The organism is Candidatus Polarisedimenticolia bacterium, from assembly GCA_036001465.1.
Taxonomy (GTDB): domain Bacteria; phylum Acidobacteriota; class Polarisedimenticolia; order Gp22-AA2; family Gp22-AA2; genus Gp22-AA3.
Window position 1 is genome coordinate 41,825 of the sequence record DASYUH010000013.1, and the last position, 15,501, is coordinate 57,325.

Annotated in this window: 16 protein-coding genes; all 16 read right to left on the reverse strand. The window is 70.4% G+C overall.

Annotated elements, in window-relative coordinates; translation table 11 throughout:
* Positions 1–113 precede the first annotated feature (113 nt).
* The gene (locus VGV60_02425; GenBank protein ID HEV8700106.1) at positions 114–731 is read right to left on the reverse strand and encodes a hypothetical protein; all 618 of its coding nucleotides are present in this window, start codon (positions 729–731) and stop codon (positions 114–116) included.
* A gap of 24 nt (positions 732–755) precedes the next feature.
* Positions 756–1,682: a hypothetical protein gene (locus VGV60_02430; GenBank protein ID HEV8700107.1), complete on the reverse strand. Its 927-nt coding sequence runs from the start codon at positions 1,680–1,682 to the stop codon at positions 756–758.
* A complete protein-coding gene (locus tag VGV60_02435) occupies positions 1,679–2,752 on the reverse strand; it encodes a hypothetical protein (GenBank protein ID HEV8700108.1) in 1,074 nt (357 codons plus the stop codon). The genes VGV60_02430 and VGV60_02435 overlap by 4 nt, the downstream gene beginning before the upstream one ends.
* A gap of 22 nt (positions 2,753–2,774) precedes the next feature.
* Positions 2,775–3,689 (reverse strand): prephenate dehydrogenase/arogenate dehydrogenase family protein, encoded by a 915-nt coding sequence (locus VGV60_02440; GenBank protein HEV8700109.1) that lies wholly within the window; start codon positions 3,687–3,689, stop codon positions 2,775–2,777.
* A complete protein-coding gene (gene aroF / locus VGV60_02445) occupies positions 3,686–4,702 on the reverse strand; it encodes a 3-deoxy-7-phosphoheptulonate synthase (GenBank protein HEV8700110.1) in 1,017 nt (338 codons plus the stop codon). The genes VGV60_02440 and aroF overlap by 4 nt, the downstream gene beginning before the upstream one ends.
* A gap of 46 nt (positions 4,703–4,748) precedes the next feature.
* Positions 4,749–5,078 (reverse strand): chorismate mutase, encoded by a 330-nt coding sequence (gene pheA / locus VGV60_02450; protein ID HEV8700111.1) that lies wholly within the window; start codon positions 5,076–5,078, stop codon positions 4,749–4,751.
* Positions 5,079–5,151: 73 nt separating this feature from the next.
* The gene (gene trpA / locus VGV60_02455) at positions 5,152–5,973 is read right to left on the reverse strand and encodes a tryptophan synthase subunit alpha (protein ID HEV8700112.1); all 822 of its coding nucleotides are present in this window, start codon (positions 5,971–5,973) and stop codon (positions 5,152–5,154) included.
* Positions 5,970–7,172 carry a tryptophan synthase subunit beta gene (trpB, locus tag VGV60_02460; GenBank protein ID HEV8700113.1) on the reverse strand — a complete coding sequence of 401 codons (1,203 nt, stop codon included), beginning with the start codon at positions 7,170–7,172 and terminating at the stop codon, positions 5,970–5,972. The genes trpA and trpB overlap by 4 nt, the downstream gene beginning before the upstream one ends.
* Positions 7,169–7,801: a phosphoribosylanthranilate isomerase gene (locus VGV60_02465; GenBank protein ID HEV8700114.1), complete on the reverse strand. Its 633-nt coding sequence runs from the start codon at positions 7,799–7,801 to the stop codon at positions 7,169–7,171. Before VGV60_02465 ends, trpB begins: the two co-directional genes overlap by 4 nt.
* A 2-nt stretch (positions 7,802–7,803) precedes the next feature.
* A complete protein-coding gene (gene trpC, locus VGV60_02470) occupies positions 7,804–8,589 on the reverse strand; it encodes an indole-3-glycerol phosphate synthase TrpC (GenBank protein HEV8700115.1) in 786 nt (261 codons plus the stop codon).
* Position 8,590: 1 nt separating this feature from the next.
* Positions 8,591–9,622 carry an anthranilate phosphoribosyltransferase gene (trpD, locus tag VGV60_02475; protein ID HEV8700116.1) on the reverse strand — a complete coding sequence of 344 codons (1,032 nt, stop codon included), beginning with the start codon at positions 9,620–9,622 and terminating at the stop codon, positions 8,591–8,593.
* Positions 9,619–10,194 carry an aminodeoxychorismate/anthranilate synthase component II gene (locus VGV60_02480; GenBank protein HEV8700117.1) on the reverse strand — a complete coding sequence of 192 codons (576 nt, stop codon included), beginning with the start codon at positions 10,192–10,194 and terminating at the stop codon, positions 9,619–9,621. The genes trpD and VGV60_02480 overlap by 4 nt, the downstream gene beginning before the upstream one ends.
* Entirely contained in the window at positions 10,191–11,660 is a 1,470-nt protein-coding gene (trpE, locus tag VGV60_02485) for an anthranilate synthase component I (GenBank protein ID HEV8700118.1), read from the reverse strand. Before trpE ends, VGV60_02480 begins: the two co-directional genes overlap by 4 nt.
* On the reverse strand, positions 11,657–12,343 hold the full coding sequence (locus tag VGV60_02490; protein HEV8700119.1) for a hypothetical protein: 687 nt from the start codon (positions 12,341–12,343) through the stop codon (positions 11,657–11,659). The genes trpE and VGV60_02490 overlap by 4 nt, the downstream gene beginning before the upstream one ends.
* A gap of 691 nt (positions 12,344–13,034) precedes the next feature.
* On the reverse strand, positions 13,035–14,519 hold the full coding sequence (aroE, locus tag VGV60_02495) for a shikimate dehydrogenase (protein ID HEV8700120.1): 1,485 nt from the start codon (positions 14,517–14,519) through the stop codon (positions 13,035–13,037).
* Positions 14,520–14,554: 35 nt separating this feature from the next.
* On the reverse strand, positions 14,555–15,478 hold the full coding sequence (locus VGV60_02500) for a cysteine synthase family protein (protein HEV8700121.1): 924 nt from the start codon (positions 15,476–15,478) through the stop codon (positions 14,555–14,557).
* Positions 15,479–15,501: the final 23 nt, after the last annotated feature.

A 15,501-nucleotide genomic window follows, 5' to 3' on the forward strand; every position in this document is an offset into this window, starting at 1 on the left:
AGCCGCGCGCGCGCCGCATCAGGGCGGTCCATTCCTGCTGCTGAGCCTCGAACTCCTGCTCCTTGCCGCTTTTCACCCGAAAGGTGACCTGGTCGACGATCATGAACGCTCTCCTAGCGCGAGGCGCCGGCCCCTCCGGGGACGGCGGGCGTGAAGACCACGTCGGCGCCAATCTCGATCCGGTGGTCGAGCACGGCGATACGACGAATGTCCAGATTGAGCGCGACGGGCCGGTCGCTGAATCTCCAGAGGTCCTCGACAAGCTCCGGCATCTCGAAGCGGGGCAGCGAGTCCTTCAGATCGATCGACCCCAGGCCCGGAAGCTGCACCGGCAGGCTCGAGACGACGACGAAGTACCGGTTCTGCGCGTCGTCGTGGCGCAGCGTGAACACGGGCGTCAGGATCTGATCGATCGGAATGGCGGCGCCCCTCAAGCGCACCTTGAGCGTCGCCTTCGAATCCAGAAGCCGCAGATCCCTCGGTTCGGAAAGCGTCAGGTCGATCTTGATGTAGGAGTTGCCGACGCTGAAGGTGTAGGGCGTAGCGGCCTTGAGCAGATCCAGAAGAGCGGTCTCGCCGATCGTGAAGCGGACCTCCGATCGATCGGCCGTCTGTGGCGCGGGCGTCGCTCCGGGGGCCGCGGGAGCGGGCGCGGCCGGGGCGAGCGCCAGAAGTCCCGCCAGGATGCCACAGACCACCCGTGCACGCATCATGAACAGCGAGTATAGCACGCCGGATCCGGGCCCCCCGGCGCCTCAGGCGCTCCGCTCGCACGCCTGTGCCAGGGCCTGGAGCTTGGCCGAGGCGATCGGGATTGTCAGGCCGCCGAGATCGGACGCGGTGCCGAGCAGCAGCCGATCCGCAGGCGGGAGGCCGCGCGTCCCTTCGAGCAGCGCCCTGATCTCGCCGGGGTCTTCGACGCGGGCCGCCTGCCCATCGACGAGGCCCAGGGAAAGCTTGAGGGTGTCGGGAAACGGCGTCCCGTCCAGCAGGCCCAGGCTGGCCCGGCCCCGGACGCAGTCGAGGCTGAGGCAGGCGATCCGCTTCAAGCGGGCGATCCCCGGGTAGACCCCTGCGACGTCGCCCCCTTCCAGGTGGAGGCACAGTGCGGCACGAATCCCCCGGCCCAGCACCTCCCAGAGCCGGGTGAACAGGGGGAAGTCCTCCTTCGACTGCAGCAGCGCCGGCTCGTCGATCTGCAGCCAGTCCGCGCCGGCCGTCTGCAGGGCCCGGAGCTCCTGATTGAGGGCGATCGCCAGAGCCATCGCCAGAGCCATCCTGTCGTCGTAGGCGCGGTCCTCTGCCAGGCGGGCCAGGGTGTAGGGGCCGATGAGCACAGGCTTGACCGGCTTCGGCGAGCCGTCCCGGGCGAACAGGAAATCCTCGCACAGAATCGGCCCCTTCCAGGCGATTTCCGAGGCGACGATCGGCACACGGTAGGAGGTGCCGCTCCCGGGGAACCCCTCACGAGACTCTCCCAGAAGGACGCCGTCGAGATGGCCCGCGACCTGCGACACCGGATCCGCCCTGCGGACCAGCCCGTCGGTCACGAGGCCCAGCCCGGCGCGGATCTGGAGGTCGATCGTCTCGCGCGTGATGCGATCGAGGACGGCCCCGTCCGGCGCGGTCCCCCCGGACGGGCGCGTCCACGGAAACGATCCGTTGTTGGTGGCGATCATCATGGACTCCGCAGTGAGCTCCCGGGGGTCCGGGAACGAGGGCCCGCTCCGCGGCCCTCGTTGCGGCTCGGCACGAAGGCGATTCCGTCGGGATGGGCCCCGACCGGGATCGTCCGCGTCACTTCGAGCGAGCTCGTCGAGAGGACCGAGACCGTGTTCGAATCGTTGTTGCAGATGAAGGCACGGGCCCCCTTGAGGTCGGTCACGACGCCGCCGGGCCGCCGTCCGACCCGCACCGTGGTCTTCACCCGGCGCGCCAGGACATCGAGGATGGTGACGTCGTCCGACCCGCGGTTCGGCACCAGGGCGGTGAACGAGTTCGGGGTCACGCCGACGCGGATGGGCGTCCTGCCGGTCGGCAGCCGCGCCAGGACGGCGCCGGAGCCGGCGTCCAGGATGGCGACCTGGTCCGAGCCCTGCAGGGCGACGACGATCCAGCGTTCGTTGGGCGTGACGGCAATTCCTTCCGGCCCGTCGCCCACCGGCATGTGCCTGATGACGCGCAGCTCGGGTATCCTCAGAAAGGTCACGCTGTCCGAGTCGACGTTGGTCACGCAGGCCTTCTTTCCCCCGGCCAGGGTGACGGCCATGTGGGGGCGCGCCTGCGTGGTCGTGACCGAGCGCAGGACGACGTCCCTGGACACATCCACGACAAACAGCCGTCGGCTCCCCTCGCTGGTCACCAGCAGGTGCCGTCCGTCCGGTGTCACGACCAGGCCATGCGGAGCATCCAGACGATCCGGGCGCAGCGTGCGGAGGACGCGTCCGGCCTTCAGATCGACGACCGACACGCTCTTGTCCTTCATGTTGGACACGTACGCCTTGCGGCCGTCGGGAGTCGCCGCGACCTCGTGCGGCTCCTTCCCGACCGGGATGGTCGCCAGCTTCTCGTAGGACGGAACGTCGAACACCATCAACGTGTCGTCGTTCTTGTTGAGGACGAGCAGGTGACCTTCCGAGGCGGGGGCCGCATCCTGCGCGCGGACGGGCCCCGCCGGGAGGAGCCCCAGGGCGGCCCACAACGGCAGCCACGCGGCCACACCCCTCACGCCCGCCGGCCCCTTGGATCTCATCCGCGCCCCGCCGCCACCCCGTTCACCGGTGCATCCTAGCAGACGGACGCATGGAGCGCTCGCGCCGCGCCAGGCGGGCGCGGAACCTCGCCGCGCGGCGGAAGTCCCGCGCCAGTCCTCGCCCCATCCGAAGTCGGAGCCGCCGCAGCTCGCGGATGAAATCATCCAGGGCCGCGGTGGCGGCGGAGCGATTGGACCTCAGGATGGCGTCCCACAGCCCGGGAGGACTCGAAGCAAGCCGGCTCATCTGCCGGAAGGCCGGTCCGGAGAATTCCAGGAGCGGGCCTGCGGGCGAGGCGGCGGCGGCGTTCACCAGGGCCACGCTGATGAGCTGCGGCAGGTGGCTCAGGCGCGCCATGGCCTCGTCGTGGCGGCGCGCGTCGAGCCGTGCCGGGCGGGCCCCCAGGAGCTCGACCAGGCTGGCGAGCCGCCCGAGAGCCTCCGCCTTCGGCCCGCCCTGTCCGCGCGCCGCCCCGGGGCAGAGGATCCAGGGCGCTCCCCGGAAGAGAGACGCATCGGCGCTCCGGATCCCTGAACGCTCGGAGCCGGCCATCGGATGTCCGCCGACGAACCGATTGGCCAGGCCGAGCCGGCGGGCGGCGCCGAGGATTTCTCCCTTGGTGCTCCCCACGTCGGTGATCAGGGCGCGAGGCCCCGCGAGGCGCGCCACACGGGGCAGCGTCTTCATGATGCCGTCCACCGGCAGGGCGAGCAACACCAGGTCGGCGCCTCGCAGGCCCCGGACAAGCGAGGGGGTCGATTCGTCTACCGCCCCCCTGAGGCGCGCCGCCCGAAGCACGGCGGGCCGGTCGATTCCGACGACCTGCACGCGGGGCACCTGCCGCCGCATCGCCAGGCCGATCGACCCGCCGATCAGGCCGACCCCGACGATGGCGACCCGACGGAAGGGGGCCCTGCCGCGGACCTCATGCCTCAAATCGACCGCCCGATCGCCGGCGCGATGATACGCAGCTGCGCCATGAGCTCGGCGAACTGCTCCGGATAGATCGATTGCGGGCCGTCCGACAGGGCCGCCTCCGGCTCGTGGTGCACCTCGACCATGATGCCGTCGGCTCCGGCGGCCACGGCGGCGCGCGCCATGGGAATGACCTTGTCACGCAACCCGGTGCCGTGGCTGGGATCGGCGACGATCGGCAGGTGGCTCAGCTTCTTGATGATCGGGATGGCCGAGATGTCCATGGTGTTGCGGGTGTAGTTCTCGAACGTCCGGATGCCGCGCTCGCACAGCATGACGTCCCGGTTGCCGCCCGCCATGATGTATTCCGCCGACAGCAGCCACTCCTGGATCGTGGCCGACAGGCCGCGCTTCAGCATGACCGGCTTCTTCTGCCGGCCGAGCTCCTTCAGGAGGTTGAAGTTCTGCATGTTGCGCGCCCCCACCTGGAGGATGTCCGTGCAGGCGGCCACCTGCTCGACTTGGTTGGTGTCCATGACCTCGGTGACCACGTAGAGACCGTGCCGGTCCGCGACCGTCCGGAGGTGCCTGAGCCCCTCCACGCCGAGCCCCTGGAAGGCGTACGGGGAGGTGCGCGGCTTGAAGGCGCCGCCGCGCAGGATGCGCGCGCCATACCGCCTCACGGAGCTGGCGATGATGTCGAGCTGCTTCTCGCTCTCCACCGCGCACGGTCCGGCCATCATGATGATGTCGCGTCCGCCAATCGCCACGTCGCCGATCCGGATCACCGTGTCCTCGGGCTGGAAGGTGCGCCCGGCCAGCTTGTAGGGCTCGGTGATCTTCACCACCTCCTGGACGCCCGGCATGATCTCGAATTCCCTGGGATCGAGGGGCGTCCGGCTCGCTCCCACCACGCCGATCACCGTCCGCGTGGAGCCGGTCGAGCGGTGAGCGTCGTATCCCTTCTGCGTCAAGGAGGCAATCACCTTCTCGATCTGGTCCTCGCTGGCGTGCCCGTTCATCACAATCACCATGGGCGTGTCCTCGCTCCTCCTGATTCCCGGTGTCCCGGAAGCCGATTCAGTCCTTCGGATCTCCGGGGTCTCCCGGCCCGCCGGGCGCGCTTCGACCGGGGGGCGCGGCGCCGCTTCCGTCCGTCACCATGCGCTCGATCCGTCGCGACTCGTCGATGATCCGCTCGAACAGCCTGCGCAACGCCTCGGACTGGAGAGGTCCGCCGTTCGTCCGCTGGACGTTGCCCAGGACCTCTTCCTCCCTCGCAGGCTGGTAGATCGGCAGGCCGCGCTCCTGCTTGATGCGGCCGAGCGCGATGGCGCAGCCGGCGCGATCGTTCAGGAGCCGCACCATTCTCCGGTCGATCGCATCGATCCGGCGGCGCAGATCGTCCATCGCGTCGGGCCGTCCTCCCCCGGCCGCCCCCGATTTCGATGGGCTCCTCACACCGCGTCGTCCCGCCATGTCCTCAGGTCCCCAGGGGGGCCGACAGAGAGCGGCAGAACGCCTCGACCCGGTCCTCGAGATCGGGGGACGTGGCGTTCTCCTCCACCAGGCGGACGAGGGCGCTGCCGACCACGACCCCGTCCGCGAAGGATGCGATCGATCGGACCTGGTCAGGTCGGCCGATCCCGAACCCCACCGCGATCGGCAGCCGGGATGCCTGGCGGGCGGCGCGCACCTGGTCGGCCAGGCCGGCAGGAAGGTCGTCGGACACTCCCGTGACTCCGGTGCGCGAAATGAAGTAGATGAAGCCGCCGGACAGGGCGCCCACCGACTGCACCCTCTCGGGCGAGGAGGTCGGCGACAGGAGGCCGACGAGATCGATCCCCGCCTCCCCCAGCGCGCCGCGCAGATCGTCAGCCTCGTCCAGCGGCAGATCGGTGACCAGGACGCCATCGACCCCCGAGCGCCCGGCCTCGAGCGCGAACGGCCCGACCCCCATGCGGTGCACGGGATTGTAGTAGGTGAACAACACGACGGGTGGCCCACCGTCCCGGCGCACCTCGGCCGCCAGTCCCAGGCAGGAGCGCAACGTCACGCCGTTCCGGAGCGCTCGCTCCGCCGCCCGCTGGTTGACCGGTCCGTCCGCGATCGGATCGGAGAACGGCACCCCGATCTCCAACAGATCCGCGCCGCCGCGCTGGAGCGCTCCGGCCAGACGGCGGGTGGTGGGAAGGTCCGGATCGCCCGCCGTGACGTACGGAATCAGGGCGCAACGCCCGCGGCTGCGCGCCGCCGCGAAGGCGGCGGCGATCCGGCCTGCGGCCCTGCCCGGATTCCGGCTCACAGCCCGCCCGCCTCCTCCCCTTCCCGGCGCGCCACCTGGGCGACGTCCTTGTCGCCGCGGCCGGACAGGTTGACGATGACCCGCGCTCCCAGGCGCCCATCCGCGCCTTCGCGCAGGAGCCACGCGACCGCGTGCGCCGACTCCAGCGCCGGGATGATCCCCTCCAGCTCGGCCAGGCCGTGGAACGCGGCAAGCGCCTCCTCGTCCGAGACATGCGTGTAGGTGGCGCGCCCCGTGTCGCGCAGGTGCGCGTGCTCCGGACCGACGGCAGCGTAGTCCAGGCCCGCCGAGATCGAGTGGGTCCCGACGATGTTCCCATCCTCGTCCTGGAGGAGAAAGGTCCGCGTCCCGTGCAGGACTCCGACGCTGCCGCCGGCGAAACGGGCGGCGTGGCACCCGGGCTCGAGTCCCGCGCCCCCCGCCTCGACTCCGATGAGGCGCACATCCCGATCGTCCAGGAAGGCGTGGAACAGCCCGATCGAATTGCTGCCTCCTCCGACGCAGGCGATGAGGGCGTCCGGCAAGACCCCCTCGGCCTCCAGGATCTGCAGGCGCGCCTCGTGGCCGATGACCGACTGGAAGTCCCGCACCATGGCCGGGTACGGGTGGGCACCGAGGACCGAGCCGAGGACGTAGTGCGTGTCACGGACGTTCGTCACCCAGTCGCGCATCGCCTCGCTGATGGCGTCCTTGAGCGTGCGGCTCCCGGCGCCGACGGGCCTCACCTCCGCACCGAGCAGCTTCATCCGGTAGACGTTGAGCGCCTGCCGTCGCATGTCCTCCTCGCCCATGTAGATGGCGCAGCGCATGCGGAACAGGGCCGCCACCGTGGCGGTGGCGACGCCGTGCTGACCGGCGCCGGTCTCGGCGATGATGCGCGCCTTCCCCATGCGGCGCGCCAGCAGGGCCTGGCCTATCGTGTTGTTGATCTTGTGCGCCCCCGTGTGCGCCAGGTCTTCGCGCTTCAGGTAGACCCGCGTCCTCCCCCCGAGGCGGGCCGCCAGGTTGTCGGCCCGATACAGGGGAGTCGGCCTCCCGGCGTAGGTTTTCAGATAGTGATCGAGCTCCCTGTGGAAGCCCGCGTCGGTTCGTGCGGCCTTCCAGGCCGACTCGAGCTCGAGAAGCGGGCTCATCAGCGTCTCGGGAACGTAGCGCCCGCCGTAGGGACCGAACCGTCCTCGATCGTCGGGGGTCTTCATGCCCGGCTCTCCGCAGCCTCTGCCGCCCGGTGCACGCGGCTCATGAATTCGGCCAGGAGCCGGCGGTCCTTGCGCCCGGGGGCGCTCTCGACACCGCTGTTGACATCCACGGCGTACGGACGGGCCGCGGCGATCGCGGCGGCCACGTTGTCCGGTGTGAGCCCCCCCGCCAGGATCACCCGACCGTAGGCCGACACCTGGCGCGCGACGCTCCAGTCGAACGTCATTCCGGTCCCGCCCCGTCTGCCGGGCTGGTGGGCGTCGAGAAGCGAGGCACCGCAGCGATAGAGCCGCACCGACTCGGGCCTGAACTCGGGGCCGACCCGGTGCGCCTTGTACCACGGAAAGGCGATCCCCTGGCACGCCTCAGGCGGCTCGTCGCCATGCAGCTGCAGGCAGTTGAGCCCCGCGAGCAGGGCGGTCCCCTCCATGACCGCCGGCAGCTCGTCCGCGAACACGCCCACGCGGGTCACGAAAGGCGGGAGGGCCGCGCAGATATCCCGCGCCCGGTCGGCCGTGATGCGCCGGGGACTTCCTTCGACGAAATTGAAGCCGAAGGCGTCGACTCCCAGCTCGAGCGCCACCAGGGCGTCCTCCAACCGGGTGATGCCGCACAGCTTGACGCGCATGCTCACGGCGGCCCCCCGATCAGGGTCCGCAGCGCCTCGCCCGGATCCGCCTCCCGCATCAGCCGCTCGCCGACCAGGACGGCGTGATACCCCGCGGCGCGCAACCGTTCGATGTCCTGAGGCGACTCGATCCCGCTCTCGCTGACCCTCAGGATCCCATCGGGCAGGCGCGGAGCGATGCGCAGGGAGTTTTCGATCGAGACCGTCATGGTCGCCAGGTCGCGGTTGTTCACGCCGATGAGCGCCGCCCCCGCGCCGAGCGCCCGGTCCGCCTCGTCCTCCGAGTGCACCTCCACCAGGGGCTCCATGTGGAGCGAGCGCGCCACGCCGATCAGGGTCCCCAGCTCCCTGGAGGTGAGGATGCGCGCGATCAGCAGGATCGAATCGGCTCCGAGCACGCGGCTCTCGTAGACCTGGTACTCCTCAAGGATGAAATCCTTCCTCAGGATGGGCACCGAGACCGCCCGCTTCGCCTGGCCGAGGTGCTCGGGCGCGCCGAGGAAGAACCCCGCCTCGGTGAGCACCGAGAGAGCCGCCGCTCCGGCCTGCTCGTAGACTGCGGCGATCCTGGCCACGTCGGCGCCGGGCTTGATGTCCCCCTTCGACGGCGAGGCGCGCTTGATCTCCGCGATGATGGAGACGCTCCCCGGGCGGCGCAGCGCCTGCGGGAGATCGCGCGGCGGCAGCGCCGTCGTGGCCAGCTCGATCATGCGCCGCACCGGTGACTCGGCCTTGTCGCGCGCGATCTGCGCGCGCTTGGCCTGCACGATCTTCTCCAGAATGTCCATGTCATCCCTCCGGCCGGCAGATGGCGCGCAGGTTCTCGACGATGCGCCGCGCTCCGCCCGAATCGATTGCGCCGGCCGCCAGCGCGACTCCCTCCCGCAGATCCCCGGCCCGGCCGGCCACGAGGAGCGCCGCCGCGGCGTTGATCAGGACCACGTCGCGGCGCGGCCCGCGCTCGCCATCCAGGACGCCCCGGGCGATCGAGACATTGCGCCGCACGTCCCCCCCGCCCAGATCCTCCAGGCTGGCGCGGCCGAGTCCCGCGTCCTCCGGCTCGAGGCTTCCGAGAACCACGCGGCCGTCTCGCAGCTCCGCGAACCGGGTGGTCGCGTGCAGCGTGATCTCGTCCAGGCCGCCGCCGTGCACGACCAGCGCGCGTTCCGATCCGAGCTCCCTCAGGACCTCGGCCACCTGACCCAGCCGCGCGGGATCGAACACGCCCAGCAGCTGGTGCCTCGCCCCGGCCGGATTGATCAGGGGCCCCAGGAGATTGAACACCGTGCGCACGCCCATCTCGCGGCGCACCGGAGCCGCGTGGCGCATCGCCTCGTGCAGGGCCGGCGCGTAGAGAAAGCCGATTCCGACCTCCTCGAGGCAGCGCTCGACGGCGGACACCGGCACGTCCACCTTGATGCCCAGCCCTTCCAGCAGGTCGGCGCTGCCGCAGCGGCTGCTCACGGAGCGATTGCCGTGCTTCGCGACCACGACACCCGCGGCCGCCACGACGAAGGCGGCCAGCGTGCTGATGTTGAAGGTCCCTGCACCGTCCCCGCCCGTCCCGCAGGTGTCCAGGATCACCCGGGCGCCGCAGCGCACCCGCGTGGCCCGCGCCCGCATGACCCGCGCGAATGCGGCGATCTCCGAGACCGTCTCGCCGCGCATGCGGAGCGCAACGAGGAAGGCCGCGAGGCGCGCCGGCGCGACCCGGCCGTCCATGATCGCCTCGAAGGAGGCGACCGCCTCGTCGTCCGAGAGGCCGCCCCCCTCCACCACGCGCGCCAGGACCGCCTGCACCGCGTCACCGCCGTCCATCATGCCGCCCATGGCCGATCCAGGAAGTTCTTCAGCAACGCCTTGCCGTGCAGCGTCAGGACCGACTCCGGATGGAACTGGACCCCCTCCGTGGGGTGCCGCCGGTGGCGCAAGCCCATGACGACCCCCTCCTCCGTACGCGCCGAGACCTCCAGGACCTCCGGGACGCTGTCCGGATCGACGACCAGGGAGTGATACCTCGTGGCCTCGAACGGGTCCGGCAGCCCTGTGAAGAGGGTCTTCCCGTCGTGACGGATGAGGCTAGTCTTGCCGTGCATCAGGGAGGGGGCGCGCACCACGCGGCCGCCGAAGGCCTGCCCGATTGCCTGGTGACCGAGGCAGACTCCCAGGATCGGCACGCGCCCGGAGAAGGCGCGCACCGTGTCGAGCGTGATGCCGGCCGCGTCGGGCGTCTTCGGGCCCGGCGAGAGGACGATCGCCTGCGGCCCGCGGGCGGCGACTCCGTCCAGGGTGATTCGATCGTTCCGGTACACCTCGACCTCGGCCCCCAGCTCCTGGAGGTACTGGACGAGGTTGTAGGTGAACGAGTCGTAGTTGTCGATGACCACGATCACGCCTGCGCCTCCGCCCGCTCGATCGCCTCGATCAGCGCCCCGGCCTTGCTCAGGCACTCGCGGTGCTCCGACGCCGGGTTCGAGTCGGCGACGATGCCGGCCCCCGCCTGGACGTGAGCCACGCCCCGGGCCATGACCGTGGTCCGGATGGTGATGCAGGAGTCCAGGTTCCCGGAGTAGTCGATGTACCCCACCGCCCCCGCATACGGCCCGCGACGCGTCGTTTCGAGCTCCTCGATGATTTCCATGGCGCGCACCTTGGGGGCGCCGGACACCGTGCCGGCCGGGAAACAGGCGATCAGCCCGTCGAAGGCGTCCTGCCCCGGGCGCAGCCTCCCGGAGACCTCCGAGACCAGGTGCATGACGTGCGAGAAGCGCTCCACCGCCATGAAACGCGTGACTGCGATGCTCCCCGCACGGCTGACACGCCCGAGGTCGTTCCGCCCCAGGTCCACCAGCATGACGTGCTCGGCCCTCTCCTTCGGGTCTGCCAGAAGGTCCTCCTCCTGCCGCCGGTCCTCCTCGTCGTCGCGGCCGCGCGGTCGCGTGCCGGCGATCGGCCGCGTCTGGATGCGGTCCCCCTCGACCCGGACCAGCATCTCGGGGGAGGCCCCCGCCAGGCTGACCTCGCCGAAGTCCAGGTAGTACATGTACGGCGACGGGTTGATGCGGCGCAACGCCCGGTAGATGGAGAAGGGAGAGGCGGCCGCCCGGCGCTCGAAGCGCTGCGACAGCACGACCTGGAAGATGTCGCCGGCGCGGATGTAGTCCTTCGCCCGATCGACGCCTTCCTTGTACCGCGCCGGCGACACGTTCGACCTCCAGCGATCGCGGCTCCGTATCCTGCGCTGCTCGGGCGGCGCGGGCCGGCGGAGGAGGCGTTCGATCGCCTCGATCGTGCGCCGTGCCGCGCGGTACCTGTCGAGAAGGGCACCCGGCCCGAGCCGGCGCCCGTTCTCCTCGGTCTTGATGTTGGAGACAATCTGGATCCGCTGCCTCAGGTGGTCGAAGGCCAGCACCGTGTCGTAGATCCCGAACAGGATGTCTGGAACCCGCAGGTCGTCCTCGACCCCGCACGGCAGGCGCTCCACCAGGCGGGCCACGTCGTACGACAGGTACCCGACGGCACCGCCGGTGAAGCGCGGCAGGTCCGGGAAGCGGACCGGACGATGCCGCGCCATCGCCCGCCGGAGCGCCAGAAGCGGCGGCCCGCCGTCCCCGTCCATCCCGACCGTGGCGCGCACGACGGCGGAGGGGTCGCGCCCCAGGAACGAGTAGCGGGCGATCGCCTCCCCCCCCTCCACCGATTCGAGCAGGAACGGCTGGCGGGCGCCGCGCGCCAGGCGCAGGAACGCCGCCACGGGGGTGAGCAGATCGGCGCCGACCTCCCGGCAGAGTGGAATGACGTTGCCCTGGCGCGCCAGCTCCGCGAGGTCCCCCGGATGGATGTTGAACCCGTCCTTCACGGCTTCTCCTCGTCGTCCTTGTCCTTCTCGAGGATCCCGAGCGTGCGCGGCACCTCGAACACCACCTGGATCGGCTCGTCGATCTCCTTCACCTTGAAGAGCAGGCGCAGCGGCACGCCGTTCAGCCCGGACTCCGGGATCGGGAAGTAGATCACGTCCTCCATGAAGCCGTGGGGAGGCAGAATCAACTGCTCGATCAGGAGCGACCGCCTGGCCGAGGACGGATAGAAATCGCTCGGGATGTGGGTCATCAGGCCGACCCCGGTCGCCGTGAACTGGCGGTTCTGCACGAACAGCCGGCGGTCGAGATCGAGCCGCCCGTAGTTCTCGGCCACCTCCCGCGCCGGGGCGATCGAGTATTGCCGGCCGAGAGGATCCTCCAGCGTGAACGCCTCCCGCGTGATGGTGAACGTGACCTTCGACTTGTTGCCGACCTGCACGAAGAGGGGAAAGTACGCTTCCTTCCGGATGAAGCGGGCGCCCTCCACCCCGACCACCAGGCTCGCCAAGCTGCCGTCTTCCTTGTAATTGAACGCGCTCAGCTTGTCGCTGTACGGAGAGACCACGTTCGGGTTGCGCTCGAGGGACATGCAACCTCCGCAACCGGCCGCCATGGCGGCGACCACGATCAGCCTGATGACTCCGACTCCCGCGATCCTCTGCATCATCGTCAGCCTCTTCATGACACGCCTCCCGAAGTGGTGTCCCCGCCGTGCCAGCGACCCCGGCCGCAGGACGGACGAACTCCCGCGCGGCCGGCGCCTTCCGGAAAGGACGGGACAGCGAGGGCCCCGCCGGCTCTCCGGTCAGCGCCACCAAAAGTAGTGGTTTGTATGGTGGAACAGGGGGTTGTGACGGGGCGGCGCCGTCTCGCGGAGCGCGAGGTCCACAAAGTCGTCCTCGCCGATGGGCCGGGCGTGCAAGGCGGTTCTCCCGAAAAACGGCCCGGCTACTCTAGTACAGCCATCCGGGAGTGTCAATCGCGCACCGGCGCAAGGCCTTCTTAGCCACCGGTGGCGGGGCGCAGCGCGGGGCGGCTCATGCTCGGCGACGGGATCGTCCAGCTCGCCCGGGCTCCGCGACTTGCCTCGAAATCGCCGCCCCGCGCTGCGCCCCGCCACCTGTGGTTACGGATGCCTCGCTCCGTCACGCGGAATGGCTCCCCCGTTTCGCTGCGGCCGACAGCCGAGCCGCTCTCGGGTCGATGCGTGGAGAAAATCCAAGAGGTGCGTCGCGGGCCGGAGCGGGGCGGCGCGGCGTGCCGATTTCGAGCCGCGCCATGCGTGACACCTGGAATCAAGATGACCTTCGCGAGCGAGCATGAGGCGCGCCGCGCCGCCCCGCTCCGGCCCGCAACTCGCAACAGGGAAGGTCTCAGCGCCGTCGGCGCCGCGAGGGCGGGGATGGCAGGCCGGCGAGCGCGGCGCGCCGCATCACCTCGAGGGGCGCCCGCCTGCCCGTGAACAGCTCGAACTGCGCGGCCGCCTGGGCGACGAACATCTCGAGCCCGTCGATGACTACGAGGCCGCGGGCCCGCGCCTCCCTCAGGAGACGGGTCTCGGGAGGGTTGTAGATGATGTCGTAGACCACGGGAGCCGCGATCCAGGTTCCGGGAATCGGCGTGCGATCGATCTCCGGCGCCAGCCCGACGGACGTGGCGTTGATCAGGAGATCCGCATCGAACCCGCGCAGGCGGGCCCAGGGCAGGTGCCGTACCTGAAGCGCGCGGGCCAGATCGCGGGCCCGCGAGGGAGTGCGGTTGAACAGGGTCACGCGCGCGCCCTCCGCCACGAGTCCATGGACCAGCGCCCGCGCGGCGCCTCCGGCCCCCATCACCGCCACGCGCAGTCCCTGGAGCGTCAGGCGGGATCGAAGCGGCGCCACGGCCGCCTCGACATCGGTGTTGAAGCCTTCGAGGCGGTTCCAGATCTTGACGACGGTATTGACCGCGCCGATCCGCCGGGCCGGCCCGTCCAGGGCGTCGAGGTGGGGCAGAATCGCCTCCTTGTGAGGCAGCGTGACGCTCAACCCGCAGATCCGCATCTCGCTCAGAATCGGCAGGAACTCCGCCATCGTCCTGGCCTCGAGCGGCAGGTACCTGTAGTCCAGATCGAGGGCCCCGAGAGCCGCATTGTGGACGCGCGGCGACAGCGAGTGGCCGATGGGGAAGCCGAGAACACCCAGGAGGCGCGTGCCGGGCCCGATGCGGTCGAAGCGGTACAGGTCGAAGAGGTCCTCGAGCGGGACCTGGCCCGGCGCGCTGTCGGCGGTCCCGCGCGCCGGGGCATAGAGCGCCGCCGATCCCCACAGAGGGGCCAGGATGCGGCTGGGGATCCCCCTTCCGCCCATGCAGAAGGCGATCAGGGTGCCCGGGGTCGCCGAACGCAACAGGTCCCTCATCCGGAGGAGGTCGCTGGCGGCGTCGGCGAACGTGACGATCTTCAGGAGCGCCTCGCCCGCGGACTGGCGCATCTCCCGGTGCAGCGCCTGCAGGTCGGCCGGAGTTCCGTTGAAGTCGTGGTAGGACAGGATCCGTCGCGCCCGGCCGCGCCCCTTCATCAGCACCTGGTCCGGATCGCCGAACTCCAGATCGATGTACTCGACCCCGGCCTGGAGCGCCCTCCGCAGCAGGGGCTCACGCTCCGAGGGACGCGCCCCGCCTCCCTGCTGGCGGCTGCGGACCGTGGCGAGCTTCGGCTTGCCCTGGAGGGCGAGCAGCCGATCGAGGTCGAGGTCCCGGACGAGATCCAGGCGGAGCTCGACGACGTCGGCCCGCGGATCCGCCGCCAGATAGGCGCGCCGCATGGCGTCGGTGGTGTCGCAGGCGAGGACCTGGATGACCAGGCAGCGCGAGGGCAAGGAGCTCTCCAGCGAGTGGCGGCGGAGGGCCCTCCTCAGGAGGGATCGGGGCCCTTCGGGTACAGCGACGTGCTCAGGTACTTCTCGCCGCGGTCCGGCAGGAGCGTGACGATCTGGCCGCTCCGGATCCGCCGGGCGATCAGGAGGGCCGCATGCATCGCCGTGCCGGACGAGATCCCCGCGAAGATCCCCTCCAGCCGGGCCAGGTCGCGGGCGGCCCGGTAGGCGTCCTCATCGGCGACGGTGAGCCGCTCGTCCACCAGGCTCCAGTCCATGATCTCCGGCACCCGCGATTCCGTCATGTTTCGAAGCCCCTGCTGGGTGTGACGTTCCTGGGGCTCGACCGAGACCACCTTGAGGCGCGCGTTGCGCTCCTTGAGGCGCCGGGCCATCCCGACCAGGGTGCCGCACGTGCCGAGCGTGAGCACCAGCCAGTCGACGCGCCCTCCGCTCTGCCGCCAGATCTCCTCCGCGGTCCCCTCGTAGTGCGCCCGGGCGTTGTCCGGGTTGACGTACTGGCCGACGCGAAAATACCGGTCGGGATGCCCGGCGTGCAGCCGATCGGCCAGGTCCCAGGCCTCGTCGGAACCGCCGTCCTTCGAGGTGAACACGATCTCGGCACCCAGGGCCAGGAGGATCTGCCGCCTCTCGACCGAGACTTTCTGGGCCATGGTGATCATCACGGGGTATCCCTTGACGGCGCCGACCATCGCGAGGCCGATGCCGGTGTTGCCGCTGGACGACTCCAGCAGGGTCATCCCCGCTTTCAGATCGCCCCGCCTCTCGGCCTCTTCGACGATGCGCAGGGCGATTCTCTCCTTCACGCTCCCCATCGGATTGAACCCCTCCAGCTTGGCGAGGATGACCGCGTTCGGCTCGGGGTTCATGCGACGAATGCGCACCAGAGGCGTGTTGCCGATGGTCTCGAGGATGTTCTCGCAGACGCGCGGTGGTTCCATGGCGGCGGCATTATAAGGCGGAT